Raw genomic sequence first — 26,978 nt, 5'->3', positions numbered from 1 at the left:
CCAAACAAAACGGGGCACGATGGCCCCGTTTTCGTTCGAATCGCCGCGGACTTCCTCAGAAGTGCAGTTCCATCTGGAACATCGGCGCCGTGGTCTTGATGCCCGGCTTCTGGTCGCCATTGGCGAAGGCATGGTTGCCGAACTTGTTGCGCCAGTATTCGTAGCCCACGCCCATCAGGAAAGTGTTCTTCTTGCCCCAGGCCATCTGGCCGACGTCGACCATCAGCGAAGTGCGCATCAGGGTTTCGGTCTTGGTCTCGACGCCGGCGTAGTCCTTGCCCTTTTCGCTATTGACGTTGATGAAGCCCTGGAACTTCAGCGGCACCGGACCGGCATTGAAGGGGATGCCCCAGGCCGCGCTCAGGATCCATTGCGGGTCGAAAGTGATGTCGCTCTTCGGGCAGGCGGGCGAGCCGAGGCCGCAGTGGTTCCATTCTTTGCCGTACAGCAGGCTGACGTCGAGGAAGCCCGGCACGTCGAACTTCAGCGTCGGGCCGATGACCAGCAGGCGCTTGCGCGGCGCGAAGGTGGTGTTCTTGGTGTTGAGGTCGAAGCCGGCGGTCAGCGCGACCTCCTTGACCGGGCCGAAGGCGAAGCTCCTGTCGAACACCTTGCTCAGATGCAGCTGGTGACGGTAGGTCAGGTAGAACTCGGTGGCGCCGTTGCTGCCGTTGCGCGTCGTCGGATCCTTGTCGTCGGACTGGAAGGCGTCGAGGTTCACGAAATGCTGGCCCAGCGAATAGCCGCTGGCATGGGTGAGCTGCAGCACATGCTTGCGCACCTTCTCGGTGTTGTTGGGCTCGCGGAAGTCGGTGCCGTAGCGGTAGCCGATGAAGGTGTCGCTCCAGGTCGCCGCCTGGGCGACGGCCGGCAGGGCGGCAAAGGCACAGACGATGGCGAGCGTTTTACCGCGAAGTTGTCTCTTTATCATTTTGGGCTCCGGAGAAAGGTTCGGATGGCAAGGAAAGGAAGCGGAACGAAAATCGGGCAAACAGGCTGGCGAACGACTTTCCGTGCGCTTTTTGCAAGTTAACAGCACACTTCGCGTACGGAAATCACACAGCCGTGATAGCCCGCATCAGACTTGCCTGATACCGTGCATCCTGCTGCAACGCACAAACCATGCCAATCGAACATGCAATATGCAATTGCGCTGCCATCCACGGACGAAGCGCCCCTGTCGAGGGAATTTCCCACATCCACGCGGCTCGATAGACGTGTATGGTGACGGGGCTTTTCGACCGCAAGGCGCGCGAACCCAGGTTCGGCACGCAGCGCAGCCATAAGGAGGAAACACCATGAATGCGACCGCCACCGATTCCCTGCCCAGCGAAGCCGAGATTCGCCAGGCGTCAGCCGACGACTACATGTCCCCCCGGCAACTGGCCTTCTTCCGCGCCCTGCTGGTCCGCGAGCGCGACACGCTGCTGGAGTCCGCCCATCGCACGACCCTGCATCTGCAGGAGTTCGAAAGCACGCCCGACCCGTCCGATCGGGCCTCGCTCGAAGAGGATCACACGCTGGAGCTGCGCGTGCGCGATCGCGAGCGCAAGCTGCTGCACAAGATCGACGAAGCCTTGGCCCGCATCGACAACGGCAGCTACGGCTGGTGCGAGGACACCGGCGAGCCCATCGGCATTCCCCGCCTGCTGGCGCGGCCGACCGCCACGCTGAGCGTCGAGGCGCAGGAAATCCACGAGGCGCGGCGCAGGATGCAGGGCGGCTGAACGCCGCTCAGGGGCGGGAGAGCCGAGCAAACTGGGCGACCGCAGCGGTCCGCGTTTCCACCCCGAGCTTCTCGTAGATGTGCTCGAGATGCTTGTTGACGGTGCGCGGGCTCATGTCGAGGATTTCCGCCACGTCGCGATTGGTCTTGCCGCGCGCCACCCATTCCAGCACGTCCATTTCGCGCGGGGTCAGCGGATTGGGAAGCGGGCTCGACGGCGCACCTTCCTCCGCAGCCTCGCTGCTACGAGTTTGCATCGCAGCGTTCATTTCGCGCGCGACACGCAGATGGGCCCGCAGCCGGGCAACCAGTTCGTCAGGCACCACGGGCTTCACCAGGTAGTCGATGCCGCCGGCCGACAGGCCTTCGACCAGGCGCTCGGTTTCCGCCAGCCCGGTCATGAAGATCACCGGCACGGTGCGCATGCCCGAGACCTGCTTGAGCCGGCGGCAGGTCTCGAAACCATCCATGCCCGGCATGCAGGCATCGAGCAGCACCGCGTCGGGAATGACGCGCTCGACCCGCTTCAGCGCGGTGGCGCCATCGGTCGCCACCAGCACGGTATAGCCGGCATCGTCGAGCGCCTCGGCGATCATGCGCACGGTGTCGGGCGCATCGTCGATCAGCAGCACGACCGCGCGCTCACGCGGCGTGCCATCCAGTTCAGTCATCGGCAGCCTCATCCAGCACTCGAAGCAGGGAGTCGAAGCGCAGCGCCATCGTCATCTCGCGCAGCGAGCCCAGCGGCACCTGCAGTTCGGGATGCAGGACCTCGAGTTCGTCGAGGCGGCGGACCAGGCCCTGCAGGTGGCCGAGATCGGCGAAGTCGCGCAGTTCGGCGCGGACGCGTGCGGACAGTCCCGACAGCCCGGGGGCCGGTGCGGCGGCGAGCGGACCAGCGGCCGGCGGCGACGCTTCGCCGGCCTCTCCCGCGCCCCGCCGCAGTGCATCCGACGCCGATGCCTGTACCGGCATGGCCTGCCCGGCGCCTGCACCGTGCGCGTCCGCATAGATCCAGCTCAGTCCCAGCCAGGCGCTCAGGCGCGCGAAGAGTTCGGTTTCCAGCACCGGCTTGACGATGAAATCGTCGCAGCCTGCCGCCTCACGCCGCTGCAGCAGGTTCTCGTAGGCATTGGCCGATACCATCACGATCGGCATGCCGTGACCGGCGTCACGCAGCCGGCGGCACAGCGTCCATCCGTCGAGCAGCGGCATCGACACATCGAGGAACACCAGATCGGGCCGCAGGCTGTCGAGCAGGCCCGGCACTTCGTCCGGCTGGCTGCACTCATGCACCAGGAAGCCGCGCGGCCGCAGCATGTCGGCGATCAGGCGGCTCTGGCCGGGCTGGTCGTCCACCACCAGCAGGCAGCGGCGGCGGCCGGCATGGCCGCGGATCTCGCGCTCGGGCCGCATTGCCAGCCTCGGCCGGGCGACGCGCGGCAGGTGGAGCTTGACGCGGAACACGCTGCCGCGCCCCGGCGTGCTGCTGACGGTGAGCTGGCCGCCGGCGAGCTCGACCAGCAGGCGGGTGATCGTCAGCCCCAGGCCGGTGCCCGGTACGCTGGCCACATCCGCCCCGGCGCCGCGCTCGAAGGGCAGGAAGATGCGCTCCATGTCCTCCGGCGCGATGCCGCAGCCGGTGTCGCAGACTTCGAACACCGCGGTCTCGCTGCGCCAGGCGATCTTCAGCCGCACTTCGCCGCGCTCGGTGTAGCGCACCGCGTTGGCAAGCAGGTTGATCAGGATCTGGCGCAGGCGGCCGGTGTCGCCCTGCACCACTTCGGGCATGCCGTCGCCGGACTCGGTACGGAAATCCAGCCCCTTCTTCATCGCTTCGAGGCGGAACATCTTTTCGATGTGAGCGAGAAATTCGCCGAAGCGGATTTCCTCGCGCCTGAACTGCAGGCGGCCGGCCTCGATGCTGGCGATGTCGAGCAGGCCGTCGATCAGCCCCAGCAGGTGTTCGCCGCTGCGCTGGATGGTGGAGATCGCATCGCGCCGCCGCCGCGGCAGGTCGGTGTCGCGCAGCATGATCTGGCAATAGCCGAGGATGGTGTTGAGCGGTGTGCGCAGCTCGTGGCTGATGCCGCGCACGTAGCGGCTCTTGGCCGCGTTGGCGGCCTCGGCATCTTCCTTGGCCTGCTGCAGCTTGGCATCGGTGTCGCGGTGGGCCTCGATCTCGCGCAGCAGCAGCTGGTTCTGGCGCTCGGACTCTTCCTGCGCCACGCGCCGGCTCTCATTGACCAGCACCAGCCACCAGATGCCCAACGCGGCCAGCAGCACCAGCACCGCGAAGATGCGCACGAAGGCGATGCCGAGATCGGTCTCGCCGGCTTCGGCGGCGATCAGCTCCTGCTGGTAGACCAGTGCCACCACTGCGGCGAGCACCAGGCAGCAGACCGAGAACACCAGCAGGAACTGCCCCACCCGCCGCGCCACCCGCGCCGAGGCCGGCGAGGGCATCCAGCCCGCCACCAGCGGCGCCAGACGCCCAAGCAGGCTGGGCGCCGGCTTGCAGCGGTCGCGGCAGCGCGCATCCAGCGTGCAGCACAGCGAACAGATCGCGCCGCCGTAGGCCGGGCACTGCGCCATGTCTTCGGACTCGAAGCGGTTCTCGCACACCACGCAGCGCAGCAACTGCGCCGGCCGCCACTGTGTCTCGCGCGGCCGGGCGAGGTAGTATCGGCCGCCGGTGGCCCAGGCGAGCAGCGGTGCGAGCACGAAGGCGGTGCCGAGCGAGATGAAGGGCGCGAAAGCCTGCGCCGCGGCACCCAGATGGCCGCCGAAGGCGACGATGCCCAGCACCGAACCGGCCAGCATCGAGCCCACGCCCACCGGATTGATGTCGTACAGGTAGGCGCGCTTGAACTCGATGCGGCGCGGCGACAGGCCGAGCGGCTTGTTGACGACGAGATCCGCCACCACCGCGCCGATCCACGCCACCGCCACGGCGGCATACACCCCGAGCACCTGCTCCAGCGCCTCGAATACCCCCAGCAGCATCAGCATCAAAGCGATCAGCACATTGAAGATCAGCCATACCACCCGCCCCGGATGGCTGTGGGTGAGGCGCGAGAAGAAGTTCGACCATGCCAGCGAGCCGGCATAGGCATTGGTGACGTTGATCTTGACCTGACAGATGATGACGAAGATGCAGGCCAGCGCCACCGCCGCACGCGGATCATCCACCACGTGGCTGAAGCCGGCCAGATACATCTGCGTCGGCTGCAAGGCCTTGTCCGGCGGCACCATCGCCTGCAGCGCGACGAAGGCGAGGAAGGCGCCGCCCAGCATCTTCAGCGCGCCGGGAATGATCCAGCCCGGACCGGCGGCGATCACCGAAGCCCACCAGCGCAGCGTGTTGCGCCTGCCCGGCGGCGGCAGGAAGCGCAGGAAGTCGACCTGCTCGCCGATCTGCGAGATCAGCGCCACCGCCACGGTACAGCCGGCGCCGACCGCCAGCCAGTCGAAGGTATTGCCGCCGTGGCGGCCGCCAAAGTCGGTGAAGGCGGCGTACAGCCCGGGTTCGCGCACCAGCATGAAAAAGAAGGGCGCCAGCAGCAGCACGACGAACACCGGCTGGGTCCACGCCTGCAGGCGGCTGATCCAGGTGATGCCGTGCGTCACCAGCGGGATCACGACCAGCGAGCTGAGCAGATAGCCCCACTGCAGCGGCAGCCCGAACCACAGCTCCAGCGCCAGCGCCATGATCGCCGCCTCGATGGCGAAGAAGATGAAGGTGAAGGAGGCGTAGATCAGCGAGGTGATGGTCGAGCCGATGTAGCCGAAGCCGGCGCCGCGCGTCAGCAGATCCATGTCCAGCGCCTCGCGCGCGGCGTAGTAGCTGATCGGCAGGCCGGTGAGGAAGATCACCAGCGCCACCAGGCCGATCGCCCATACCGCGTTGGTGAAGCCCCAGTTCAGCGCGATGGTGCCGCCGATCGCTTCCAGCGCGAGGAAGGACACCGCGCCGAGCGCGGTATTGGCGATGCGCGAGAACGACCACTTGCGAAAGCCGAGCGGCGCGTAGCGCAGTGCGTAGTCCTCCAGCGTCTCGTCCGCGACCCAGGCGTTGTACTCGCGGCGGATGGGGAGAATGCGCTGGGTGGCGGGAGCGGTCACGGCGATGGGCTGCGAATGGAAAAATCGGGTCGGCCCCGAGGTTCAGCAAAAGGCATTCCTGTCCGGCACATCCTGCAGCTGCGGCCCCAGGGCGGCACCGCGTCCGCCGCGCATGCACCGCGCCGGTGCATGCCGTTGATGCCCATGCACCGGCACGCGGCATCGCGGCTGTGCGCTGCACAAGACCATAGCGCCGCCGCCCACGCATCCCCATACGTCGTTTGACGTATTCGCCGCATCGCACCCGATGGGTAATTTGTGCACCGCAGCGAGACGACAAGCCGTCCCGCCTCCCGCACCGCCGCCCACCCATCAAGGAGCGATCCATGTCCGACCAGCACCTGCCCTCCTCCCCGCGCCGCAAGTTCATGCTCGGCGCCGCTGCCCTCCCGCTCGCCCTGGCGATGTCCCGCATCGGTCATGCCGCCGCGCTGCCCACTGCCCAGGTCAACACCACCGGCCTGGCCGTCACCGACACCGAAGTCGTGGTCGGCCAGCTGCACTCGGCCACCGGCACCATGGCGATCTCCGAGACCGGCTCGATCCAGGCCGAACAGCTCGCCATCGACCAGATCAACGCGATGGGCGGCATCCTCGGCCGCAAGATCCGCGTCATCAAGGAAGACGGCGCCTCCGACTGGCCGACCTTCGCCGAGAAGTCGCGCAAGCTGCTGGTCAACGACAAGGTCGCCACCGTGTTCGGCTGCTGGACTTCGGCCTCGCGCAAGGCGGTGCTGCCGATCTTCGAGAAGGAAAACGGCCTGCTCTACTACCCGACCTTCTACGAAGGCCTGGAGCAGTCGAAGAACGTCATCTACACCGGCCAGGAAGCCACCCAGCAGATCCTGTACGGCCTCGACTGGGCCAAGCAGGAAAAGAGCGCCAAGACCTTCTTCCTGATCGGCTCCGATTACATCTGGCCGCGCACCTCGATGAAGATCGCGCGCAAGCACGTCGAAGCCTTCCAGGGCGGCAAGATCGTCGGCGAGGAGTACTACCCGCTCGGCCACACCAACTTCAACTCGCTGATCAACAAGATCAAGATCGCCAAGCCGGACTGCATCTTCGCCGCCGTGGTGGGCGGCTCGAACGTGGCCTTCTACAAGCAGTTGAAGGCGGCCGGCATCACCGGCGCCAGGCAGTTCCTGCTGACCCTGTCGGTCACCGAGGACGAGATGCTGGGCGTCGGCGGCGAAAACTTCGCCGGCTTCTACTCCTCGATGAAGTACTTCCAGTCGCTCGACAACGCGAACAACAAGGCCTTCGTCGAAGCCTTCAAGAAGGCCTACGGGCCAAAGGCGGTGATCGGCGATGTCACCCAGGCCGCCTATCTCGGCCCCTGGCTGTGGAAGGCAGCGGTCGAGAAGGCGGGCAGCTTCGACGTCGACAAGGTTGTCGCTGCCTCGCCGGGCATCGAGCTGCCGACCGCGCCCGAAGGCTACGTGAAGATCCACGAGAACCACCACCTGTACAGCAAGGCCCGCATCGCCGAAGGCCAGCCCGACGGCAGCTTCAAGGTGGTGGCGGAATCGCCCGAGCTGATGGTTCCGGACCCCTTCCCCAAGGGCTACCAGTAAGCCCCGCCAGCCGCCGCGCCGCTCACGGTGCGGCGGCGCTGCCCCATCCGACCTTCCCCGGAGAAGCGCCATGTCCTTCGACGAAATCTACAACATCACCCTGATGCAGGGTTTTGCCGGCCTGAGCCTGTTCGCGGTGCTGCTGCTGATGGGTCTGGGCCTGGCGATCATCTTCGGCCAGATGGGCGTCATCAACATGGCGCATGGCGAGTTCATGACCATCGGCGCCTACACCATCTTCCTGCTGTCCAGCCTGACCGAAAGCCATGCGCCAGGACTGATGCAGGCCTATTTCCCCTTCGCCATCCTCTGCGCCTTCATCGTCGCCTTCGCCTTCGGCTGGCTGGCGGAATGGGCGCTGATCCGGCACCTGTACAAGCGCCCGCTCGACACCCTGCTCGCCACCTGGGGCCTGTCGCTGGCGATGCAGCAGGCTTTCCGCACCCTGATCGGGCCGAAGGAAGTCAGCCCCACACTGCCCGACTGGCTGATGGGCTCGTGGGAAGTCACCGAAGGCCTCGACATCCCGATCAACGGCATGTTCGTGCTCGGCCTGACCGTCCTCGTCACCGGCGGCGTGCTGCTGGCGCTCTACAAATCGCGCTGGGGTCTGCGCGTGCGCGCCACCGTCGCCAACCGCGCCATGGCCAACGCCACCGGCATCAACACCACCCGCACCGACCGCGTCACCTTCGCCATCGGCTGCGGCATCGCCGGCGTTGCCGGCGCGGCCTTCACCACCATCGGCTCGACCGGTCCGACCAGCGGCTCGCTGTACATCGTCGACGCCTTCCTGGTGGTGACCTTCGGCGGCGCCGCCAGCCTTTGGGGCACCGTGGTGTCGGCCTTCGGCATCGCCCAGACGCAGTCGATCTCGGAGTTCTTCCTGTCCGGCTCGATGGCCAAGGTGCTGACCCTGCTGCTGATCGTGACCATCCTGATGCTGCGCCCGCAAGGCCTGTTCGCATCCAAGGTACGCCGCTGATCCGGCGCCCTGACACACGAACCAACGGAGAGCCAATCATGGATGCATTCAAAACCTGGCTGGATCGCAGCGGCCTCGCCAGCATCGCGATCCTCGCCGTCCTGCTGCTGGTGGTGTTCCCGCTGGCGATGGACAGCTTCCGCCTGAACCTGGTCGGCAAGTACCTGAGCTACGGCTTCGTCGCCGTCGGCCTGGTGATGCTGTGGGGCTACGGCGGCGTGCTGAGCCTGGGCCAGGGCGTGTTCTTCGGCCTCGGCGGCTACGCGATGGCGATGTTCCTGAAGCTGGAAGCGTCCGACCCGCAAAGCACCGCCATCCAGTCGACGCCGGGCATCCCCGACTTCATGGACTGGAACCAGCTCACCGCGCTGCCGCTGTGGTGGGAGCCGTTCAACTCCTTCGGCTTCACGCTGTTCGCGGTGGTCGCGGTGCCGGTGCTGCTGGCCTTCATCATCGGCTACGCGATGTTCAAGCGCCGTGTCGGCGGAGTGTATTTCGCCATCATCACCCAGGCGGTGGCGTTGATCCTGACCGTGCTGATCATCGGCCAGCAGGGCTACACCGGCGGCGTCAACGGCATGACCGACCTCAGGACCCTGCTCGGCTGGGACATCCGCAGCGACGAAGCCAAGACCGTGCTGTACTTCGTCACCGCCGCGCTGCTGCTGGCCTCGGTGCTGCTGTGCCGCTGGGTCCAGCTCAGCAAGCTCGGCACGCTGCTGCTGGCGATGCGCGACAAGGAAGACCGCGTGCGCTTCTCGGGCTACGACGTGTCGATGTTCAAGGTCTTCGCCTTCTGCCTGGCGGCGGCGCTGTCGGCGATCGGCGGCGCGATGTTCACGCTGCAGGTCGGCTTCATGTCGCCAACGCTGATCGGCATCGTGCCCTCGATCGAGATGGTGATCTTCGCCGCGGTCGGCGGGCGCATGAGCCTGGTCGGCGCGGTGTATGGCGCGCTGCTGGTCAACTTCGGCAAAACCTACTTCTCCGAGACCTTCCCCGACCTGTGGCTGTTCCTGATGGCCGCGCTGTTCATCGGCGTCGTCATGGCCTTCCCCAACGGCCTGGCCGGCCTGTACGAGAGCCACGTCAAGCCCTGGCTGGCGCGGCGCAAGGGCGCCGCCGCCAAGGCCGGCGAGCCGCCTGCCGGCACGCCGGGCGAAGCCGGCCAGCAGGCAAGCGCTCCGGCTTCGTCCAGCCCCGCGGCCTCCCACTCCACGCAAGCAGTCGCGGCGGACGGCGGCCTCGGCATCGGCACCAAGGTCAGCAGCCAGTCGGCCTGACGGCACAGGGAGACAGACATCATGAGCAACACCGACTTCGTCCTCGCGGTGGAAGACCTGACGGTCTCCTTCGACGGCTTCAAGGCCATCGACAGCCTCAACCTCTATGTGGATCGCGGCGAGCTGCGCGTGGTCATCGGCCCCAACGGCGCCGGCAAGACCACGCTGCTCGATCTCATCTGCGGCAAGACCAAGGCCTCGGCCGGCAGCATCAAGTTCAAGAACCAGGAAATGACCAGGCTACCCGAGCACATGATCGTGCGCGCCGGCATCGGGCGGAAGTTCCAGACCCCGTCCATCTACGAAAACCTCAGCGTGTTCAAGAACCTGGAAGTCTCCTACCCGCGCGGCCGCGGCGTGTTCGGCGCGCTCGGCTTCAAGTGCGACGAGGCAGTGAAGGCCAAGGTCGACGAAATCGCCGACATGATCGGCCTCGCCGACCGCCTCGAGCTCGAAGCCGGCCTGCTGTCGCACGGCCAGAAGCAGTGGCTGGAGATCGGCATGCTGCTGATGCAGGACCCCGAGCTGCTGATGCTCGACGAGCCGATCGCCGGCATGAGCGCGCGCGAACGCGAACTGACCGCCGAGCTGCTCAAGCGCATCTGCCGGAACCGCTCGGTGATCGTCATCGAGCACGACATGGAGTTCGTCGCCCGCATCGCCCACAAGGTCACGGTGATGCACCAGGGGAAGATCCTCGCCGAGGGCGCGATGGACAAGGTGCAGTCCGACCCCAAGGTCATCGACGTCTACCTGGGCCACTGATTCCGGCCACACCCCCCAATGGAGAACACCATGCTCAAGGTATCCAACCTCGTCGTGAACTACGGCCAGAGCGAGGCCCTGCACGGCATCTCGTTCGCCGCGCAGCGCAATGAAGCCGTCGCCATCATGGGCCGCAACGGCATGGGCAAGACCACCTTGTTCAAGTCGCTGATGGGCGTGCTGCCGCTGAAGTCCGGCAGCGTCGAGGTCGACGGCGTCGAAGTCGGCAAGGACGAAAGCTACCGCCGCGTCGCCAAGGGCATCGCCTACGTGCCGCAGGGCCGGATGATCTTCCCCACTCTCACCGTGCAGGAAAACATCGAGACCGGGCTGGAAAACGCCAGGGTCAAGAAAGTGCCCGAGGAAATCTACGCCCTCTTCCCGGTGCTGTGGGACATGCGCCGGCGCAAGGGCGGCAACCTGTCGGGCGGCCAGCAGCAGCAACTGGCGATCGCCCGCGCGCTCGTCACCGAGCCCAAGGTGCTGCTGCTCGACGAGCCCACCGAGGGCATCCAGCCCTCGATCATCAAGGACATCGCGAAAGCGCTGAACGAGATCCGCAAGATCCGCCGGATCACCATCGTCGTGTCCGAACAGGTTCTGTCCTTCGCGATGGACGTGGCCGACCGCCTGTTCGTCATCGAAGGCGGACGCCTCGTCCATGAAAGCGCGCGCGCCGACACCGACGAAGCCCACATCAAGCAGTTCCTCTCCGTGTAACCCATCAAGAAAGAGGTGTGCCATGCCTGAAACCCTGATCAAGGTCGATCTGAAGCAGTCCCCCTACGAAAACGAGATGGTGCACAACCGCTGGCACCCGGACATCCCGATGGCGTGCTGGGTCAAGCCGGGCGACGACTTCGTGCTCGAAACCTACGACTGGACCGGCGGCGCGATCAAGAATGATGACGATGCCGCCGACGTGCGCGACGTCGACCTGTCGACGGTGCATTTCCTGTCCGGCCCGGTCGGCGTCGAAGGCGCCGAGCCCGGCGACCTGCTGGTGGTCGACCTGCTCGACATCGGTGCCAAGGACGAGAGCCTGTGGGGCTTCAACGGCTTCTTCTCCAAGACCAACGGCGGCGGTTTCCTGACCGAGCACTTCCCCCATGCGCAGAAGTCGATCTGGGACTTCGAAGGCATGTTCACCAAGAGTCGCCACATCCCCGGCGTGCGCTTCGCCGGCCTGATCCACCCCGGCCTGATCGGCTGCCTGCCCGACCAGAAGATGCTCGACACCTGGAACGAGCGCGAAGTGGACTTCATCGCCACCCAGCCCGACCGCGTGCCGCCGCTGGCCAACCCGCCGGCACCGAGGACCGCGCACATGGGCAAGCTCAAGGGCGAGGCGCGCGACAAGGCCGCCGCCGAAGGCGCCCGCACCGTGCCGCCGCGCGAACATGGCGGCAACTGCGACATCAAGGACCTGTCGCGCGGCGCGCGCGTGTTCTTCCCGGTGTACGTCAAGGGCGCCGGCCTGTCGGTGGGCGACCTGCACTTCTCGCAGGGCGACGGCGAAATCACCTTCTGCGGCGCCATCGAGATGGCCGGCTGGGTGCACATGCGCGTCAGCCTGATCAAGGACGGCATGGCCAAGTACGGCATCAAAAACCCGATCTTCAAGCCCAGCCTGATCACGCCGAGCTACAAGGACTACGTGATCTTCGAAGGCATCTCGGTCGACGAACAGGGCAAGCAGCACTACCTCGACGTGCATGTGGCCTACCGCCAGGCCTGCCTCAACGCCATCGAATACCTGAAGAAGTTCGGCTACTCCGGCGCCCAGGCCTACTCCATCCTCGGCACCGCGCCGGTGCAGGGCCACATCAGCGGCGTGGTCGACATCCCCAACGCCTGCGCCACGCTGTGGCTGCCGACCGAAATCTTCGAGTTCGACATCAACCCGGCGGCCGCCGGCCCGACCCGGTTCATCGATGGCGCCGTCGACATGCCGATCGCCTACGACAAGACCTGACCGCCACACGCCAGACGGGTCGCCGCCCTGGCGCGGCGGCCCGTGCCGGGAGCACACCATGCCAACCTACGAATACTTCTGCGAAGACTGCGGCGACTTCTCCGCGCTGCGTCCGATGAGCGCCCGCAACGAAGCCTGCCCCTGCCCCCACTGCGGCACCGCCGCTTACCGCGTGATGCTGAGCGCTCCCACGCTGGCCACAATGGACAGCACCAGCCGCAGCGCCCACGCCACCAACGAACGCGCCGCCCACACACCGATGACGAGCGCCGAATACGCCGCGCGCCACAAGCACGGGCCGGGCTGCGGATGCTGCGGCGGCAAGCCCTCGAAAGCCACCCTGCGTGCACCCGACGGCTCGAAGGCCTTTCCGACCAAGCGGCCGTGGATGATCAGCCACTGAAGAATCCAGCCACGACCGGACACGCAGCCCGCAGTTCGACTGCGTCAACGCCCCAGATCCTCCGCCACGCTTTTCACCACGGCACGGAAGAATGCCGCGCGCGGAAAGTCGGCAGACGAAGCGATGGTACGAACCAGCAGGCTGGGGTGTCCCGACAGCAGCAGCACATAAATCCAATGGTCGGACTTCACTTCGGCCAGCAGTCCCGATCCCGGCAGCAGGCTCCAGCCGGCGATCACCTGTCCGTCGTTCATCGGGCCCAGCGTGGCCAGTAGATCGTGGAAGTGAAGCAGGCCCGGCGAAACCGCGGTATGAGCAACCGCCGAATAGAGCGCGATGCTCTCCGGCAGGCGCCGGGCGACGAGCCAGGGCAGCCGCTCCCGTAGACAGCGAGGAACAAGCAGCGCACAACACGGCTGCCAGCATCAAGCCCGTACGCATCAAGCAAGACGCGTCATTGCTCCGCCTCCCAAACAGCCCTGTCACGAGTCATGGTTTCAGGCGTTTCTTCAGGGCATTTTCCAGAGCCTTCAGTTCGGCTTCGTCCTGCTCGTCGGCCTGACGTGCCTCGTCCTGTTTGCGGCGCCGGTCATAGTCCAGGTAGCGCAAGCCCGTGGTGCGCTCCATCTGCGCGTGGCTCACTTTGCCTGCATGCGTGAGCACAGGAAAGCCATTGCTGCTGATGATCTGGTCCACGTTCTGGCGCCAGAAACTCATGCGAATCTCCTCGCGGCGCTTGGTACGCAGCTCCGCCGTTTCCAGAAAGATCACCACCAGTCGGTTCAGGGTGTCGATCTCGTCCTCGGTCAGGTAGTTCTTGGCGATCAGAATGTCCTGCTTGCGCACCTTGTCGCCCGGCCAATGCAACAGGCCGAAGTATCTGTCGTCGGGGTTGGCACGAGCCACGATCAGTTCCGCCGCGGTCTGCTGCGTCACGGCGTAGAGCAACAGGTTCTGTACCGTGGCAAAGAATATCTGCGTGGCCTTGTCGGTTTTGTCGTAGTCGCTCGCCAGGGAAAACAGATCGCGAACCTTTTGATAAAAGCGCTTTTCCGAGGCACGGATGTCCCGGATGCGGGCCAGCATCTCGTCGAAGTAGTCCGGGCGGCCATCCGGGTTCTTCAGCCGCTCGTCATCCATCGCGAAGCCCTTGAGCAAGTACTCCTTGAGCACCGTGGACGCCCAGCGGCGAAACTGCACCCCGCGCGGCGAGCGCACCCGGTAGCCCACGGCCAGAATGGCATCCAGATTGTAGAGCGTGACGCTGCGCCGCACCTGGCGGGAACCTTCGGTTTGAACTGTCAAGGATTCCTTGACAGTTGTCGCCGGGTCCAACTCCCCGTCCCCAAAGATGTTCTTCAAGTGCAGCGAAATATTCTGCTTGGTAGCGTCGAACAACTCGGCCATTTCAAGCTGGGTCAACCAGACCGTCTGCTGCTCGGCCCTCAGCTTGATCTGGCTGCGCCCGTCTTCGGTGGTGTAGAGGATCAGTTCGCTCATACGGCCGGCGTCTCGTTAAGGTGGCATTCGAGAATTCTATCTTGAGGCATCTCACGCAAGACCTTCGCCTGGCACTCCAGACCCGGGAATCCCGTGCTCTCGCAGCAACCGCCCCGGAACACGGCCTCGCGCCGGTGGCGCGCAACACCAAGGATTGCGCCGGTCTGTCCGTCGCGGTCTTCAAACACTGAACGCACTGATGCAGCGGCTCCCTACGACCTCATCCGGCACTGCCCCCAATACGTCAAACGACGTATTTGTGCATCGCACAATCCTTCCCACAATGGCGCCAGGCCTTTCGACCACCCGCCCTACACCGGAGACCCAGCCGATGAGACACGGAGACATTTCCAGCAGCGCCGATTGCGTGGGCGTTGCCGTCGTCAATTACAGGATGCCCCGCCTGCATACCCGGGCGGAGGTGCTGGACAATGCCCGCAGGATCGCCGACATGGTGGTCGGCATGAAGCAGGGCCTGCCCGGCATGGACCTGGTGATCTTCCCCGAGTACTCCACCCACGGGATCATGTACGACCCCAAGGAGATGTACGACACCGCCGCCACCGTGCCCGGCGACGAAACCGAAATCTTCGCCGCCGCCTGCCGCAAGGCCAGGGTCTGGGGTGTGTTCTCGCTGACCGGCGAGCAGCATGAGGAGCACCCCAACAAGGCTCCCTACAACACGCTGATCCTGATGAACGACCAAGGCGAGATCGTGCAGAAATACCGCAAGATCATGCCCTGGGTGCCGATCGAAGGCTGGTATCCGGGCGACTGCACCTATGTCTCCGACGGCCCGAAGGGGATGAAGATCAGCCTCATCATCTGCGACGACGGCAACTACCCCGAGATCTGGCGCGACTGCGCGATGAAGGGCGCCGAACTGATCGTCCGCTGCCAGGGCTACATGTACCCGGCCAAGGACCAGCAGGTGATGGTGTCGAAGGCGATGGCCTGGATGAACAACTGCTACGTCGCGGTCGCCAATGCCACCGGCTTCGACGGCGTGTATTCCTATTTCGGCCATTCCGCCATCATCGGCTTCGATGGCCGCACGCTGGGCGAATGCGGCGAAGAGGACATGGGCATCCAGTATGCCGAACTGTCCACCGGCCTGATCCGCGATTTCCGCAAGAACGCGCAGTCGCAGAACCACCTGTTCAAGCTGCTGCACCGCGGCTACACCGGCAAGATCAACTCCGGCGAGGATGCTGCCGGCGTCGCTGCCTGCCCCTACAGCTTTTACGGCGAGTGGATCAACGACCCTGAAGGCACGCGCAAGAAAGTGGAAGCCATCACCCGCTCGACGGTGGGCACGGCGGAATGCCCGATCGACGGCATTCCCAACCAGGAAACCCGGCACCGCTGAACGCCCCCCCCTGCCGAGCCGCACATGGACCTCTCTTCCTACCGCATCGCCACCGAGCCCTACTACCACCCGACCGGCCACGAGATCGCGCTCTACGAGCACGCCTATGCCCACCGCCTGCCGCTGGTGCTGAAGGGCCCCACCGGCTGCGGCAAGACGCGCTTCGTCGAGTACATGGCCTGGCGCCTCGGCAGACCGCTGATCACGCTGGCCTGCAACGAGGACATGAGCACCGCCGACCTCGTCGGCCGCTACCTGCTCGACGCCGACGGCACCCGCTGGCACGACGGTCCGCTCGCCACCGCGGTGCGCCACGGCGCCATCTGCTATCTCGACGAAGTCGTCGAGGCGCGGCAGGACACCACCGTGGTCATCCACCCGCTCACCGACAGCCGCCGCATCCTGCCGCTCGACAAGAAAGGCGAGATCGTCACCGCCCACCCCGACTTCCAGTTGGTGGTGTCCTACAACCCCGGCTACCAGAGCCACAGCAAGAGCCTGAAGCAATCCACCCGCCAGCGCTTCGCCGCGCTGGAGTTCGGCTATCCCGCCGCTGCGGCCGAAACCGACATCGTCGCCCATGAGGCCGGCATCGAGCCGACACTCGCCGCGCGCCTGGTGGATATCGCGGTCAAGTCGCGCCGGCTGCGCGAGCGCGGGCTGGAAGAAGGCATCTCCACCCGGATGCTGATCTATGCCGGCATCCTGATCCGCGACGGCCTGCCGCCGATCGACAGCTGCCGCATGGCAATGACCGCACCGATCACCGACGATCCGGACATGCAGGCCGCGCTGGACGCGATCCTGGAAGCGACGTTCTGACACGGCGAGCTGCCATGCCCTCGGCGCCGACCAGCGATGCCCCTGCCTCGCACCTGACCCGGCTGACCCACCTGCTCCACGCCTTCGGCGTCGATGATGGCGAAGTCCAGCTGCTAGAGCGCCCGCCGCAGGACGGCCCGCCGGCACGCCCGGTGCTGCACGGCGCCACCCTGCTGCTGCCGGCCGTTCCCAGCGGCTGGCACGGCGATGGTGGCCACTGCCACCTCGCCGCCACACTTCACGCCATCGGCCACCTTCTGTATTCGCCGCGCCGGCAGCCGACGGGCAAGCGCAAACCGATGGGGCTGGCGCTCGCCGCGGCGATCGAGGACGTGCGCGTCGACCGCCTGCTGATGCGCCGCTATCCGGGCATCGCGCGGCTGATCCGCCACCTGATCCGCACCCAGAACGAACTGCCGCAAGTCGGCTTCGAAGCCCGCATCGCCCGCTTGCAGCGCGTGCTGCTCGATCCGCGGGCCGGCGACAATGACATCTGGGTCATCAAGGGCCGCGCGCTGTTCGAGGAGCAGACGGACCAGCTGGACGACGCCGAGGCTTTCCAGCCCATGATCGACGTGCTCGCCTACGACCTCGGCCAGCTGCGCGTGCGCATGAACCTGCAGACCCATGCTCCGCCCTTTCCCTGGCACGACGACAACAGCCACCTGTGGGCGCACGCCGCCGACGCCGAGCAAGCAGATATCCCATTGCGCCGCCCGCCGCCACCGGCCGGAGAGGCCGGCGCCGCTGCTGCGCAGACATCGGCCTCGCCGCCTGAAACGGTGGCCCTGCCCGAAATCGCCCGTCACGATTATCCCGAGTGGCACCATCAACTGGCACGTGTACGCAGCAACTGGTGCACCGTGATCGAACGCGCCGTACCGCCTCCGGCCCCCGACGAAACCGGAATACGGACGAGCGACAACCTGCGCCTGCAACGCGGCCTGCGCCTCGACCGCCGCGAACGCATCCGCCGCCAGTGGGAAGGCGAGGACATCGACCTCGACGCCGCCACCGAAGTCTTCATCGACCGCCGCCTCGGCCTTGCCCCCGATCCCCGCCTGTTCCGCCGCGCCGGCCGCGCCCCGCACCACGCCAGCATCCTGCTGTTGCTCGACCTGTCGGCCTCGACCGCCGATCTGCTGACCGACGGCCGCAGCGTGCTCGCGCTCGAACACGAAGCCGCCGGCATGCTGATGGCGGCACTGCGGGCGGGTTCCGACCGGCTGGAAGTCGCCGGCTTCGACTCCGACGGACGCCAGGCAATCAATTACCTGCGCCTGCTCGACTTCGGCCAGCCGATTCCAGCCGAACCGGCGTCGCTCCTCGCCTTCGCGCGCAGCGGCCTGTCGACGCGCATGGGTGCAGCCATCCGCCACGCCACATCCCGCCTGACCACGGAGCGCAACGACACCCGGGTGCTGCTTCTGCTTTCGGACGGCGCCCCCTCCGACATCGACGTCTTCGATGAGCGCCATCTCGTCGAAGACGCCGCCTTCGCCGTCGGCGAAGCGAGACGCAAGGGCATCCGCTGCTTCTGCCTGACGCTGGACCGCCAATCCGAAGCCTATGTGCGCCGCATCTTCGGCCGCGGCAGCTACCGCATCATCGATGACGCACACAGGCTCGCCAGCGCATTGCGCGACACCTGCGCGCGGGTGGTGGACAGCAGTTGACGCCCCAAGGCAGTGCCGGAGAGCCTGGCCGCTAGCAGACATAACGGCCCCCGGACAGCCGCCATGCACACAACTGATGCCGACGGGCTCGGCAGGCGTTCGCATTGCGCACGACATTGGTGCGCCGCACCGCTTTTTCAGCGCAATGCACCGTTCGAGAGCGTGAAAGGGCGAGCCGCAAAATCCTGCTGAACCGCCGCAGTCAAGGGCTTCCGGGCGAATGGCACAGCCTTTGCTAAAGGGACGACAAACCCGCCAATCCGGCGGCATTCAGCCCTTCGGAGGACATCTTCACCATGAGCCCGCGCCATTTCAGCCTCAAGACTCTCGCTGCCGCCGTCGCCGCGGCCGGCCTGTCCCTGTCCTTCTCCGCGCAGGCTGCGGACACCATCAAGGTCGGCGTGCTGCATGCGCTCTCCGGCACGATGGCGATTTCCGAAACCGCGCTCAAGGACATGGCGCTGATGACCATCGAGGACATCAACGCCAAGGGCGGCGTGCTGGGCAAGAAGCTGGAGCCGGTCGTCATCGACACCGCCTCCAACTGGCCGCTGGCGGCGGAAAAGGCCAAGCAGCTCATCGGCCAGGACAAGGTGGCCGTCACCTTCGGCTGCTGGACTTCGGTGTGCCGCAAGTCGGTGCTGCCGGTTTATGAAGAAAACAACGCACTGCTGTTCTACCCGGTGCAGTACGAGGGCGAGGAGCTGTCGAAGAACGTGTTCTACACCGGCGCTGCGCCCAACCAGCAGGCCATTCCCGCAGTGGAATACCTGATGAGCGAGGACGGCGGCGAAGCCAGGCGCTGGGTGCTGCTGGGCACCGACTACGTGTATCCGCGCACCGCCAACAAGATCCTGCGCGCCTTCCTGAAGGCCAAGGGCGTGGCCGACAAGGACATCATGGAGACCTACACGCCTTTCGGCCACAGCGACTACCAGACCATCGTCGCCGACATCAAGCGCTTCGCCGCGGGCGGCAAGACGGCGGTGGTGTCCACCATCAACGGCGACTCCAACGTGCCCTTCTACAAGGAACTGGGCAACGCCGGGCTGAAGGCCACCGACGTGCCGGTGGTCGCCTTCAGCGTCGGCGAGGAAGAGCTGCGCGGCCTCGATCCCAAGCCGCTGGAAGGCCATCTGGCGGCGTGGAACTACTTCATGAGCGTCAAGAACCCGGCCAACGACGCCTGGATCAAGCAGTGGAGCGACTACGCCAAGGCCAAGCGCCTGCCCGGCCAATCGACCAAACCGCTGACCAACGACCCGATGGAAGCCACCTACGTCGGCATCCACATGTGGAAGCAGGCGGTCGAGAAGGCCGGCAGCACCGAGCCCGACAAGGTCATCGCGGCGATGGCTGGCCAGAGCTTCGAGGCGCCCAGCGGCTTCACGCTGACGATGGACGAGAAGAACCACCACCTGCACAAGCCGGTGCTGATCGGCGAGATCCGCGGCGACGGCCAGTTCAACGTGGTGTGGAAGACGCCCGCGCCGGTCAAGGCCCAGCCCTGGAGCCCCTACATCGAAGGCAACGACAAGAAGAAGGACGAGCCGGAAAAGCAGTAAACCTCCTCTTCCGTCCCTCGCCCTGGCGGATCGCCCGGGCACGGCGTGCGCCGTGTCCGCGGCCCCCTGCGTCCGACACCGGTGCGTGCCGCGCCACTCGCTGCAATTCGCGTGCCGCCAGGCGCAAGCCGCACCGTTTCTTTCGAGTGTTTCCCCATGACTGGATACTTGCGAACGCTGGCCCTGCTGGCCTGCCTGGCACTGCCTTGCCTGGCGCACGCGCTGACGCCCGAAGCCGCGCTGGCGATGGCCCGGGGCGAAGGCAGCAGCCGCATCGCCGCCATGCAGGCGGCCATCGCCGACGACCCCGACGAGCGCACCGCCGCCTTCCTGCGCGCACTGGCCGCCAACGAAGTGGCGGTCGCCGACGGCCGCGCCCTGATCGTGCGCAACGGCCAGGCGCAGGATCCCGTCAGCGGCGAAACCCTGCCGCTGCCAGCGAGCGCGGAAGGCGTCATGAACAACAACCGCATGCGCGGCGCGATCAACGCCGCGCTGGCCGCGCTCGACCTGTTCGCCGCCGATGCCGGCAAGCGCCTGCAGGCCGCACACGCCATGCGCCAGGGGGCATCGGCCGAGCGCCTGCCGCTGGTGGATAAAGCCCTTGCCCAGGAAACGGATGCGCGCGTGAAGCAGGCGCTGGAACAGATCCGCGCCTCGGTGCACCTGAATGCCGAACTGCCCGCCGAACGGCTGGCCGCGATCGCCACGCTGGCCGGGGATGCCAGCCCCGCCACCCGCCTGCTGCTCGGCGAGCGCATGGCCGCCGAAACCGACGACCAGGTGCGAAGCGAGCTGCAGCGCGCGCTGCGCAAGATCGACGACAGGCTCGCCTGGGGCGAGCGCCTGGGCGTGGTCTTCACCGGCGCGAGCCTGGGCAGCATCCTGCTGCTGGTGGCGCTCGGCCTGGCCATCACCTACGGCCTGATGGGCGTCATCAACATGGCGCACGGCGAACTGATGATGATCGGCGCCTACGCCACCTACCTGGTGCAAGGCGTGTTCCGGCAGTATTTCCCCGGCGCCTTCGACGCCTACCTGCTCGCCGCGGTCCCGGCCGCCTTCCTCGCCTCGGCGCTGGTCGGCGCCATCCTCGAACGCAGCGTGATCCGCTTCCTGTACGGCCGCCCGCTGGAAACCCTGCTGGCCACCTGGGGCATCTCGCTGATCCTGATGCAGCTGGTGCGCACCGTGTTCGGCGCGCAGAACGTGGCGGTGGAGAACCCCTCGTGGATGAGCGGCGGCTGGCAGGCGCTGCCCAACCTGACGCTGCCCTACAACCGCATCGTCATCATCGGCTTCGCCTTCGCGGTGCTGGCGCTGGTGGCCTGGATCATCTCGCGCACGCGCATGGGCCTGTTCGTGCGCGGCGTCACCCAGAACCGCCCGATCGCCTCGTGCATGGGGGTCAATACCGCGCGCGTCGACACCATGGCCTTCGCGCTCGGCAGCGGCATCGCCGGGCTGGCGGGCTGCGCGCTGAGCCAGGTCGGCAACGTCGGCCCGGACCTGGGGCAGAGCTACATCGTCGATTCCTTCATGGTCGTGGTGCTGGGCGGCGTCGGCCAACTGGCGGGCACGGTCTACGCGGCACTGGGGCTGGGCGTGCTGAACAAGTTCCTCGAAGGCTGGACGGGCGCGGTGCTGGCCAAGATCGCCGTGCTGGTATTCATCATCGCCTTCATCCAGAAGCGCCCGCAGGGCCTGTTCGCAATGAAGGGCCGCAGTGCGGAGGCATGACATGCAAGCTACCACTTCTTCGACTCCTGCCGTACCCGCGGTACAACTCCCGGGCCGCAGGCCGCTGCTGACGCGCAAGGGCTGGGGCGCGTTCTGCGCCGCGCTGCTGGCGGTGTGCGCGCTCGCGCCGGTGCTGAATCTGTGGGTACCGCCGGACAGCGCCTTCCACCTGTCGGACTACGCGGTGGCGCTGCTCGGCAAGATCATGTGCTACGCGATCTGCGCGCTGGCGATGGACCTGATCTGGGGCTACACCGGCATCCTGTCGCTGGGCCACGGCCTGTTCTTCGCCCTCGGCGGCTACGTGATGGGCATGTACCTGATGCGCCAGATCGGCACCGAAGGCAACTACGGCAGCGACCTGCCCGACTTCATGGTCTTCCTCGACTGGAAGGAACTGCCCTGGCACTGGATGCTGTCCGACAGCTTCGCCGCCACGCTGATCCTGATCGTCGCCGTCCCCGGACTGTTGGCCTTCGTGTTCGGCTGGTTCGCCTTCCGCTCGCGGATCAAGGGCGTGTATTTCGCCATCATCACGCAGGCGCTGACCTACGCGGCGATGCTGCTGTTCTTCCGCAACGAGACCGGTTTCGGTGGCAACAACGGCTTCACCGACTTCAAGCGCATCCTCGGCCAGCCGCTCGCCACGCAGGAAATGCGCATGCTGCTGTTCGTGCTCACCGGCTGCACCCTGCTGGGCTTCTTCCTGCTGGCGCGCTGGCTGGTTCGCAGCAAGTTCGGCCGCGTATTGCAGGCGATCCGCGACGCCGAGAGCCGGGTGATGTTCTCGGGCTACTCGCCGCTGCCCTACAAGCTCACGATCTGGGTCATCAGCGCGATGATGTGCGGCGTGGCCGGCGCGCTGTACGTGCCGCAGGTCGGCATCATCAACCCCGGCGAGATGAGCCCGGCCGCGTCGATCGAGATCGCGGTGTGGGCCGCGGTGGGCGGGCGCGGCACGCTGATCGGGCCGATCGCCGGCGCCTTCCTGGTCAACGGCGCGAAGAGCTGGCTGACGGTGGTGGCGCCGGAGTTCTGGCTGTACTTCCTCGGCGCGCTGTTCATCGCCGTCACGCTGTTCCTGCCGCAAGGCATCGCCGGCCTGGCGCGCAAGCTGCGCCGCAGCGGCGGCGATGCCCGGCCCCTTGCAGGCGCACAGGCGGAAGGCCGCAGCCCCGCTGCCAAAGAGGAGACGCGCGCATGACTCCCGAACTGATGAAGGCGGGCACGGCCCGCTTCGAACGCCACCTCGAACGCGAGGCCCAGCGCCGCGCCGCGCTCACCGAATCGGGCGGCCGCAGCGCCGGCTATGCCCGCCACGCGGTGGCGGGCGAAGTGGACGTGACTCACGGCCGCATCCTGTACCTGGAAGACGTGCACGTCAGCTTCGACGGCTTCAAGGCCATCAACGGCCTGAACCTGGACATCGCCCCCGGCGAGCTGCGCTGCATCATCGGCCCCAACGGCGCGGGCAAGACCACGATGATGGACATCATCACCGGCAAGACCCGGCCCGACAAGGGCACGGTGTTCTTCGGCTCGACCATCGACCTGCTGCGCCACAACGAGCCCGGCATCGCGCAGCTCGGCATCGGCCGCAAGTTCCAGAAGCCCACGGTGTTCGAACAGCTCAGCGTGTTCGAGAACCTCGAACTCGCGCTGAAGACGCACAAAGGCGTGAAGCACTCGATGTTCTTCCAGCTCGACAGCGCGCAGAGCGATCGCCTGGCCGAGGTGCTGCACACCATCCACCTCGCCGGCAGCATGCGCCGCATGGCGGGCGAACTCTCCCACGGCCAGAAGCAATGGCTGGAGATCGGCATGCTGCTGATGCAGGACCCCAAGCTGCTGCTGCTCGACGAACCCGTCGCCGGCATGACCGACGAGGAAACCGCGCGCACCGCCGAACTCTTCCTGCGCCTGAAGGGCAGGCACTCGCTGATGGTGGTGGAGCACGACATGCACTTCATCCGCGCCATCTCGGAAAAAGTCACCGTGCTGTGCGACGGCGCGGTGCTGGCCGAAGGCACGCTCGACGACGTGCAGGCCGACGAGCGCGTGATCGAAGTCTATCTGGGGCGCTGAAGCCCCGGCATGCCCTCTCCCGATGGATAAGCGATAAAGACCGAACCATGCTCAAAGTCCACAACCTGCACCAGTACTACGGCGGCTCGCACATCCTGCGCGGGGTCGGCCTCACCGCCGAGCCGGGCCGGATCACCGTGCTGCTGGGCCGCAACGGCGTCGGCAAGACCACCCTGCTCAAGAGCCTGATGGGCCTGGTGCCGATCAGGGACGGCACGATCGAATGGCAGGGCCAGTCGCTGTCGGGCCGCGCGCCCTATGAACGCGCCCGCGCCGGCATCGGCTTCGTGCCGCAGGGGCGCGAGATCTTCGGCCGCCTCACGGTCGAGGACAATCTGCGCATGGGCCTGGCCTACCAGCGCGCCGGCACGCCGATACCGCCCGACCTGTACGAACTGTTCCCGGTGCTGAAACAGATGCTGCAGCGCCGTGGCGGCGACCTGTCGGGCGGCCAGCAGCAGCAACTGGCGATCGCACGCGCGCTGGCGCCGGGGCCGCAGCTGCTGATCCTCGACGAGCCCACCGAAGGCATCCAGCCCAGCATCATCAAGGACATCGGCCGCGTGATCCGCATGCTCGCCAAGGAACGCGGCATGGCCGTGCTGCTGTGCGAGCAGTACTACGACTTCGCCGAGGAACTGGCCGACGCCTACCTGGTGATGGAACGCGGCGAAGTCATCGCCCAGGGGCCGGGCAGCGAGATGCAGGAGAAAAACATCCGGAGCCTGGTGGCGATATAGCCTAGAGCTAGGCGAACGGCGGGTGGGGCAAGCCTCGCGATGAGGCGAGATGCGGAGCGCCGACACCGTGGACACGCCAGGCGCAATCGAGGCCGGCGAATCGATTCGCGACCTGAAAGGGCTGCAGGCGTGGATGCCGCCTTGTCTTACCAGTAAGACACGGATAGGATGGCCGACAGGCCCCCTCGGAGTACGCCATGACCACGGTCATTCTCTCATCCAAGGGCCAACTGGTGCTGCCCGCCGAGGTGCGGCAGCACTTTGGCCTGGTCCCCGGCAGCCGGCTCGAACTGGTCGAGGAACCGGACGGCATCCGGCTGATCGTTCCCCATCCCGCGCCCCAGGCAGACGTGGAGTCCGGCTACGGCATGCTCAAGCCTCGATCCAGGGGCAAGCCGCGGCGCCTGGCGGATTTCGATGCCGCCGGTCTGCTTGCCAAAGCCAGGCCATGAAAGCCGTCGACACCAATGTGCTGGCACGCTTCTTCGTGGATGACCCGGACGATCTGGAAGCCGCGCGCCGGCGCCCTGCCGCGCTGGAGGCGATGCGGGGCCGTGTGTTCGTTTCCGTCACCGTGCTGCTGGAGCTGGAATGGGTGCTGCGCGGCTTCTACGAACTGCCGCGTGCGTCCATCCACCGCGCCCTGAGCGCACTATGCACGTATGGCAACGTCGTCGTCGAGGACCGTGCCCGCGTGCTGGCGGCCTTGCAGGCCTTCGAGCAGGGGCTGGACTTTGCCGATGCGCTGCACCTGAGCCGCGCCGCATCCTGCACGGCGCTGCTGACGTTCGACAAGCGCTTCATCAAGCGGGCGTCCAGCTTGCCGGATGCCATTCCATGCGAGCAGCCCCGCTCGTCCTGAATGATGCTCCCGTGTGAGGAAACGCGATGTTCTGGCAGGCTCTGACCACGATGCGCGATCTGGGGCGCTTGCACGAAATCGCCTCGATCCTGGTCCGTTACGGATTCGGCGACGTCGTGCGGCGGATGGGGCTGGCCAACGCCCTGGAACGCGCGGGGACGGCGCTGCACTGGCGTGAAGCGGCCGACTTCGCCCACATGACGCCGCCCGAACGGGTGCGGCGGGCGCTGGAAGACATGGGGCCGGCCTTCGTCAAGCTCGGCCAGGTGCTCGCGACCCGGGTCGATCTGCTCGAACCCGAGTGGATCGCCGAATTCGGGAAACTGCAGGACAGCGCACCGCCCGCGCCCTGGGCTGCCGTGCATCAGCAGCTCGGCGAAGACCTCGGTGCGCCACCCGAGGAAGTCTTCGCCGCGTTCGAGCCCGAGCCGCTGGCAGCCGGCTCGATTGCACAGGTTCACCGGGCGCGTCTCGACGACGGCAGCGAGGTCGTGGTCAAGGTGCGGCGGCCGGGCATTCGCCCGATTCTGGAAGCCGACCTGCGCTGGCTTGCACGCCTGGCCGAACTTGCCGAGGCCGAGAGCCCCGAATGGCGTGTCCTGCATCCGCGCGAGATGGTGCGCCAGTTCGCCCAGTCGCTGCGCAACGAACTCGACTTCGCCGGCGAATGCCGCAACGCCGATCGCATCGCAAGAAACTTCGCGGGCTATGCCGACCAGGACTCTGCCGCTGCCGTTCCCGGCAGCGGGGAGCCGGATCCCGCCGGTGACCCGGCCATCATCGTCATTCCCCGCGTCTATTGGCAATGGATCGGCGAGCGGGTCTGCGTACAGGAATTCATCGGCGGTATTTCCGGGCGCAGGCTGCAAGCCGTAGAGCAGGCCGGCCTGGACCGCAAGCTTCTCGCCCGGCGCGGCGCCAATGCGGTACTGAAAATGATCGTCGAGGACGGGCTGTTCCACGCCGACCCTCACCCGGGCAACGTGTTCTACCTGCCGGGCAATCGCATCGCCTTCATCGACTTCGGCATGGTCGGACGACTCTCGGAAGAACGCCGCGACGAGTTGATCCGGCTGATGCTGGGGCTGGTGAAGAACGATGCCCGCAGCGTCGTCGACGTCATGCTCGAATGGGCGAACGACGGTGCGGCAAATGAACAGGAGCTGTTGCTGGAAATCCAGTCCTTCGTCGACCGCTACCACGGCGTGCCACTGAAGCAGCTGCGCCTGAGCGAACTGCTGAGCGACCTCGTGGCGATCCCGCGACGCCACCATCTCGTGCTGCCCAACGATCTGGCCTTGCTGGTCAAGGCCTTCGTCACCCTCGAAGGCCTGGGCCGCGAACTCGACCCCGGTTTCGACATGGCCAACCAGGCCCTGCCCCTGCTGGAGCGTACCATGCAGGCGCGCTACTCCCCGGCTGCGCTGCTCAAACGGGGGCAACGGTCAGCAGGCGAGGTTTTCTCCTTGCTGGCGAGCCTGCCCCAGGATCTCTCCCGCCTGCTGCGCCTTGCCCGTCGCGGCCGGCTGGAGATGCACATCGACGTCCCCCATCTGAAACGGCTCGGCGATCAACTCGATCGCGCCGCCAACCGCCTCGTGATCGGAGTCGTCGTCGCCGCGCTCATCGTCGGTTCGTCCATCGTCATGACCGTGCCGGGAGGACCGACGCTCCTGGGCTTGCCGGTCTTCGGCCTCATCGGCTTCCTCGGCGCGATGGTCGGCGGCGTATGGCTGCTGCTCTCCATTCTGCGCAGCGGAAAAGGACGATGAATACTGAC

The 26,978-nt window shown here is 66.4% G+C and carries 24 protein-coding genes; 19 read left to right on the top strand and 5 right to left on the bottom strand.

Annotation, left to right across the window (positions count from 1 at the left end):
* Positions 1 to 55 precede the first annotated feature (55 nt).
* Positions 56 to 931 (bottom strand): hypothetical protein, encoded by an 876-nt coding sequence (locus TBU01S_RS16115; RefSeq protein ID WP_068637961.1) that lies wholly within the window; start codon positions 929 to 931, stop codon positions 56 to 58.
* Between the two features lie 367 nt (positions 932 to 1,298).
* Here TBU01S_RS16115 and dksA point away from each other — a divergent pair, with 367 nt between their 5' ends.
* Positions 1,299 to 1,727, top strand: a complete 429-nt coding sequence (dksA, locus tag TBU01S_RS16110) for an RNA polymerase-binding protein DksA (protein ID WP_068637959.1) — start codon at positions 1,299 to 1,301, stop codon at positions 1,725 to 1,727.
* A gap of 7 nt (positions 1,728 to 1,734) precedes the next feature.
* On the opposite strand, the gene TBU01S_RS16105 is transcribed toward dksA, so the two are convergent.
* Positions 1,735 to 2,397, bottom strand: coding sequence for a response regulator transcription factor (locus TBU01S_RS16105; protein ID WP_068637957.1), 663 nt, complete (start codon positions 2,395 to 2,397; stop codon positions 1,735 to 1,737).
* On the bottom strand, positions 2,390 to 5,851 hold the full coding sequence (locus tag TBU01S_RS16100) for an ATP-binding protein (protein ID WP_245650941.1): 3,462 nt from the start codon (positions 5,849 to 5,851) through the stop codon (positions 2,390 to 2,392). Before TBU01S_RS16100 ends, TBU01S_RS16105 begins: the two co-directional genes overlap by 8 nt.
* 326 nt (positions 5,852 to 6,177) lie before the next feature.
* On the opposite strand from TBU01S_RS16100, the gene urtA (TBU01S_RS16095) reads away from it, so the two are divergent.
* The 7 genes from urtA (TBU01S_RS16095) (at position 6,178) to TBU01S_RS16065 (ending at position 12,839) form a co-directional block, all read left to right on the top strand.
* Positions 6,178 to 7,428, top strand: coding sequence for an urea ABC transporter substrate-binding protein (gene urtA, locus TBU01S_RS16095; protein WP_068637953.1), 1,251 nt, complete (start codon positions 6,178 to 6,180; stop codon positions 7,426 to 7,428).
* Positions 7,429 to 7,498: 70 nt separating this feature from the next.
* Positions 7,499 to 8,413 carry an urea ABC transporter permease subunit UrtB gene (gene urtB / locus TBU01S_RS16090; RefSeq protein WP_068637951.1) on the top strand — a complete coding sequence of 305 codons (915 nt, stop codon included), beginning with the start codon at positions 7,499 to 7,501 and terminating at the stop codon, positions 8,411 to 8,413.
* A 38-nt stretch (positions 8,414 to 8,451) separates the two neighbouring features.
* Complete coding sequence (urtC, locus tag TBU01S_RS16085) at positions 8,452 to 9,696, top strand: urea ABC transporter permease subunit UrtC (RefSeq protein WP_068637949.1); 1,245 nt, start codon at positions 8,452 to 8,454, stop codon at positions 9,694 to 9,696.
* A gap of 21 nt (positions 9,697 to 9,717) precedes the next feature.
* Positions 9,718 to 10,461, top strand: a complete 744-nt coding sequence (gene urtD, locus TBU01S_RS16080) for an urea ABC transporter ATP-binding protein UrtD (protein WP_068637947.1) — start codon at positions 9,718 to 9,720, stop codon at positions 10,459 to 10,461.
* A 30-nt stretch (positions 10,462 to 10,491) separates the two neighbouring features.
* Complete coding sequence (gene urtE / locus TBU01S_RS16075; RefSeq protein WP_068637945.1) at positions 10,492 to 11,181, top strand: urea ABC transporter ATP-binding subunit UrtE; 690 nt, start codon at positions 10,492 to 10,494, stop codon at positions 11,179 to 11,181.
* A 22-nt stretch (positions 11,182 to 11,203) separates the two neighbouring features.
* Complete coding sequence (gene fmdA / locus TBU01S_RS16070; protein WP_068637943.1) at positions 11,204 to 12,436, top strand: formamidase; 1,233 nt, start codon at positions 11,204 to 11,206, stop codon at positions 12,434 to 12,436.
* Between the two features lie 58 nt (positions 12,437 to 12,494).
* Positions 12,495 to 12,839 carry an FmdB family zinc ribbon protein gene (locus TBU01S_RS16065; protein ID WP_068637942.1) on the top strand — a complete coding sequence of 115 codons (345 nt, stop codon included), beginning with the start codon at positions 12,495 to 12,497 and terminating at the stop codon, positions 12,837 to 12,839.
* A 44-nt stretch (positions 12,840 to 12,883) separates the two neighbouring features.
* On the opposite strand, the gene TBU01S_RS16060 is transcribed toward TBU01S_RS16065, so the two are convergent.
* Together TBU01S_RS16060 and TBU01S_RS16055 are read right to left on the bottom strand one after the other, a co-directional pair.
* Positions 12,884 to 13,093 (bottom strand): hypothetical protein, encoded by a 210-nt coding sequence (locus tag TBU01S_RS16060; RefSeq protein ID WP_068637940.1) that lies wholly within the window; start codon positions 13,091 to 13,093, stop codon positions 12,884 to 12,886.
* Positions 13,094 to 13,328: 235 nt separating this feature from the next.
* Complete coding sequence (locus tag TBU01S_RS16055; RefSeq protein ID WP_068637938.1) at positions 13,329 to 14,339, bottom strand: virulence RhuM family protein; 1,011 nt, start codon at positions 14,337 to 14,339, stop codon at positions 13,329 to 13,331.
* A gap of 331 nt (positions 14,340 to 14,670) precedes the next feature.
* Here TBU01S_RS16055 and TBU01S_RS16050 point away from each other — a divergent pair, with 331 nt between their 5' ends.
* The 11 genes from TBU01S_RS16050 (at position 14,671) to TBU01S_RS16000 (ending at position 26,970) form a co-directional block, all read left to right on the top strand.
* Complete coding sequence (locus TBU01S_RS16050; RefSeq protein ID WP_068637936.1) at positions 14,671 to 15,708, top strand: aliphatic amidase; 1,038 nt, start codon at positions 14,671 to 14,673, stop codon at positions 15,706 to 15,708.
* Between the two features lie 24 nt (positions 15,709 to 15,732).
* A complete protein-coding gene (locus TBU01S_RS16045) occupies positions 15,733 to 16,530 on the top strand; it encodes a CbbQ/NirQ/NorQ/GpvN family protein (protein WP_068637934.1) in 798 nt (265 codons plus the stop codon).
* Between the two features lie 14 nt (positions 16,531 to 16,544).
* Positions 16,545 to 18,206 (top strand): nitric oxide reductase activation protein NorD, encoded by a 1,662-nt coding sequence (locus tag TBU01S_RS16040; RefSeq protein ID WP_068637932.1) that lies wholly within the window; start codon positions 16,545 to 16,547, stop codon positions 18,204 to 18,206.
* Positions 18,207 to 18,502: 296 nt separating this feature from the next.
* A complete protein-coding gene (urtA, locus tag TBU01S_RS16035; RefSeq protein ID WP_068637930.1) occupies positions 18,503 to 19,771 on the top strand; it encodes an urea ABC transporter substrate-binding protein in 1,269 nt (422 codons plus the stop codon).
* Between the two features lie 156 nt (positions 19,772 to 19,927).
* Positions 19,928 to 21,511 (top strand): urea ABC transporter permease subunit UrtB, encoded by a 1,584-nt coding sequence (gene urtB, locus TBU01S_RS16030; RefSeq protein ID WP_068637928.1) that lies wholly within the window; start codon positions 19,928 to 19,930, stop codon positions 21,509 to 21,511.
* 1 nt (position 21,512) lies between these two features.
* Positions 21,513 to 22,715, top strand: a complete 1,203-nt coding sequence (urtC, locus tag TBU01S_RS16025) for an urea ABC transporter permease subunit UrtC (RefSeq protein WP_068637926.1) — start codon at positions 21,513 to 21,515, stop codon at positions 22,713 to 22,715.
* Positions 22,712 to 23,596, top strand: a complete 885-nt coding sequence (gene urtD / locus TBU01S_RS16020; RefSeq protein WP_068637924.1) for an urea ABC transporter ATP-binding protein UrtD — start codon at positions 22,712 to 22,714, stop codon at positions 23,594 to 23,596. The genes urtC (TBU01S_RS16025) and urtD (TBU01S_RS16020) overlap by 4 nt, the downstream gene beginning before the upstream one ends.
* Before the next feature lie 47 nt (positions 23,597 to 23,643).
* Positions 23,644 to 24,336: an urea ABC transporter ATP-binding subunit UrtE gene (urtE, locus tag TBU01S_RS16015; RefSeq protein WP_068637922.1), complete on the top strand. Its 693-nt coding sequence runs from the start codon at positions 23,644 to 23,646 to the stop codon at positions 24,334 to 24,336.
* Positions 24,337 to 24,533: 197 nt separating this feature from the next.
* A complete protein-coding gene (locus TBU01S_RS16010) occupies positions 24,534 to 24,788 on the top strand; it encodes an AbrB/MazE/SpoVT family DNA-binding domain-containing protein (protein WP_068637920.1) in 255 nt (84 codons plus the stop codon).
* Positions 24,785 to 25,198 (top strand): type II toxin-antitoxin system VapC family toxin, encoded by a 414-nt coding sequence (locus tag TBU01S_RS16005; protein ID WP_068637918.1) that lies wholly within the window; start codon positions 24,785 to 24,787, stop codon positions 25,196 to 25,198. The genes TBU01S_RS16010 and TBU01S_RS16005 overlap by 4 nt, the downstream gene beginning before the upstream one ends.
* Before the next feature lie 26 nt (positions 25,199 to 25,224).
* Complete coding sequence (locus TBU01S_RS16000) at positions 25,225 to 26,970, top strand: ABC1 kinase family protein (protein WP_068637916.1); 1,746 nt, start codon at positions 25,225 to 25,227, stop codon at positions 26,968 to 26,970.
* The last annotated feature ends 8 nt before the right edge of the window (positions 26,971 to 26,978 follow it).

This window comes from Thauera butanivorans NBRC 103042 (assembly GCF_001591165.1).
GTDB lineage: Bacteria > Pseudomonadota > Gammaproteobacteria > Burkholderiales > Rhodocyclaceae > Thauera > Thauera butanivorans.
This window is presented reverse-complemented; position numbering and strand designations above follow the sequence as displayed.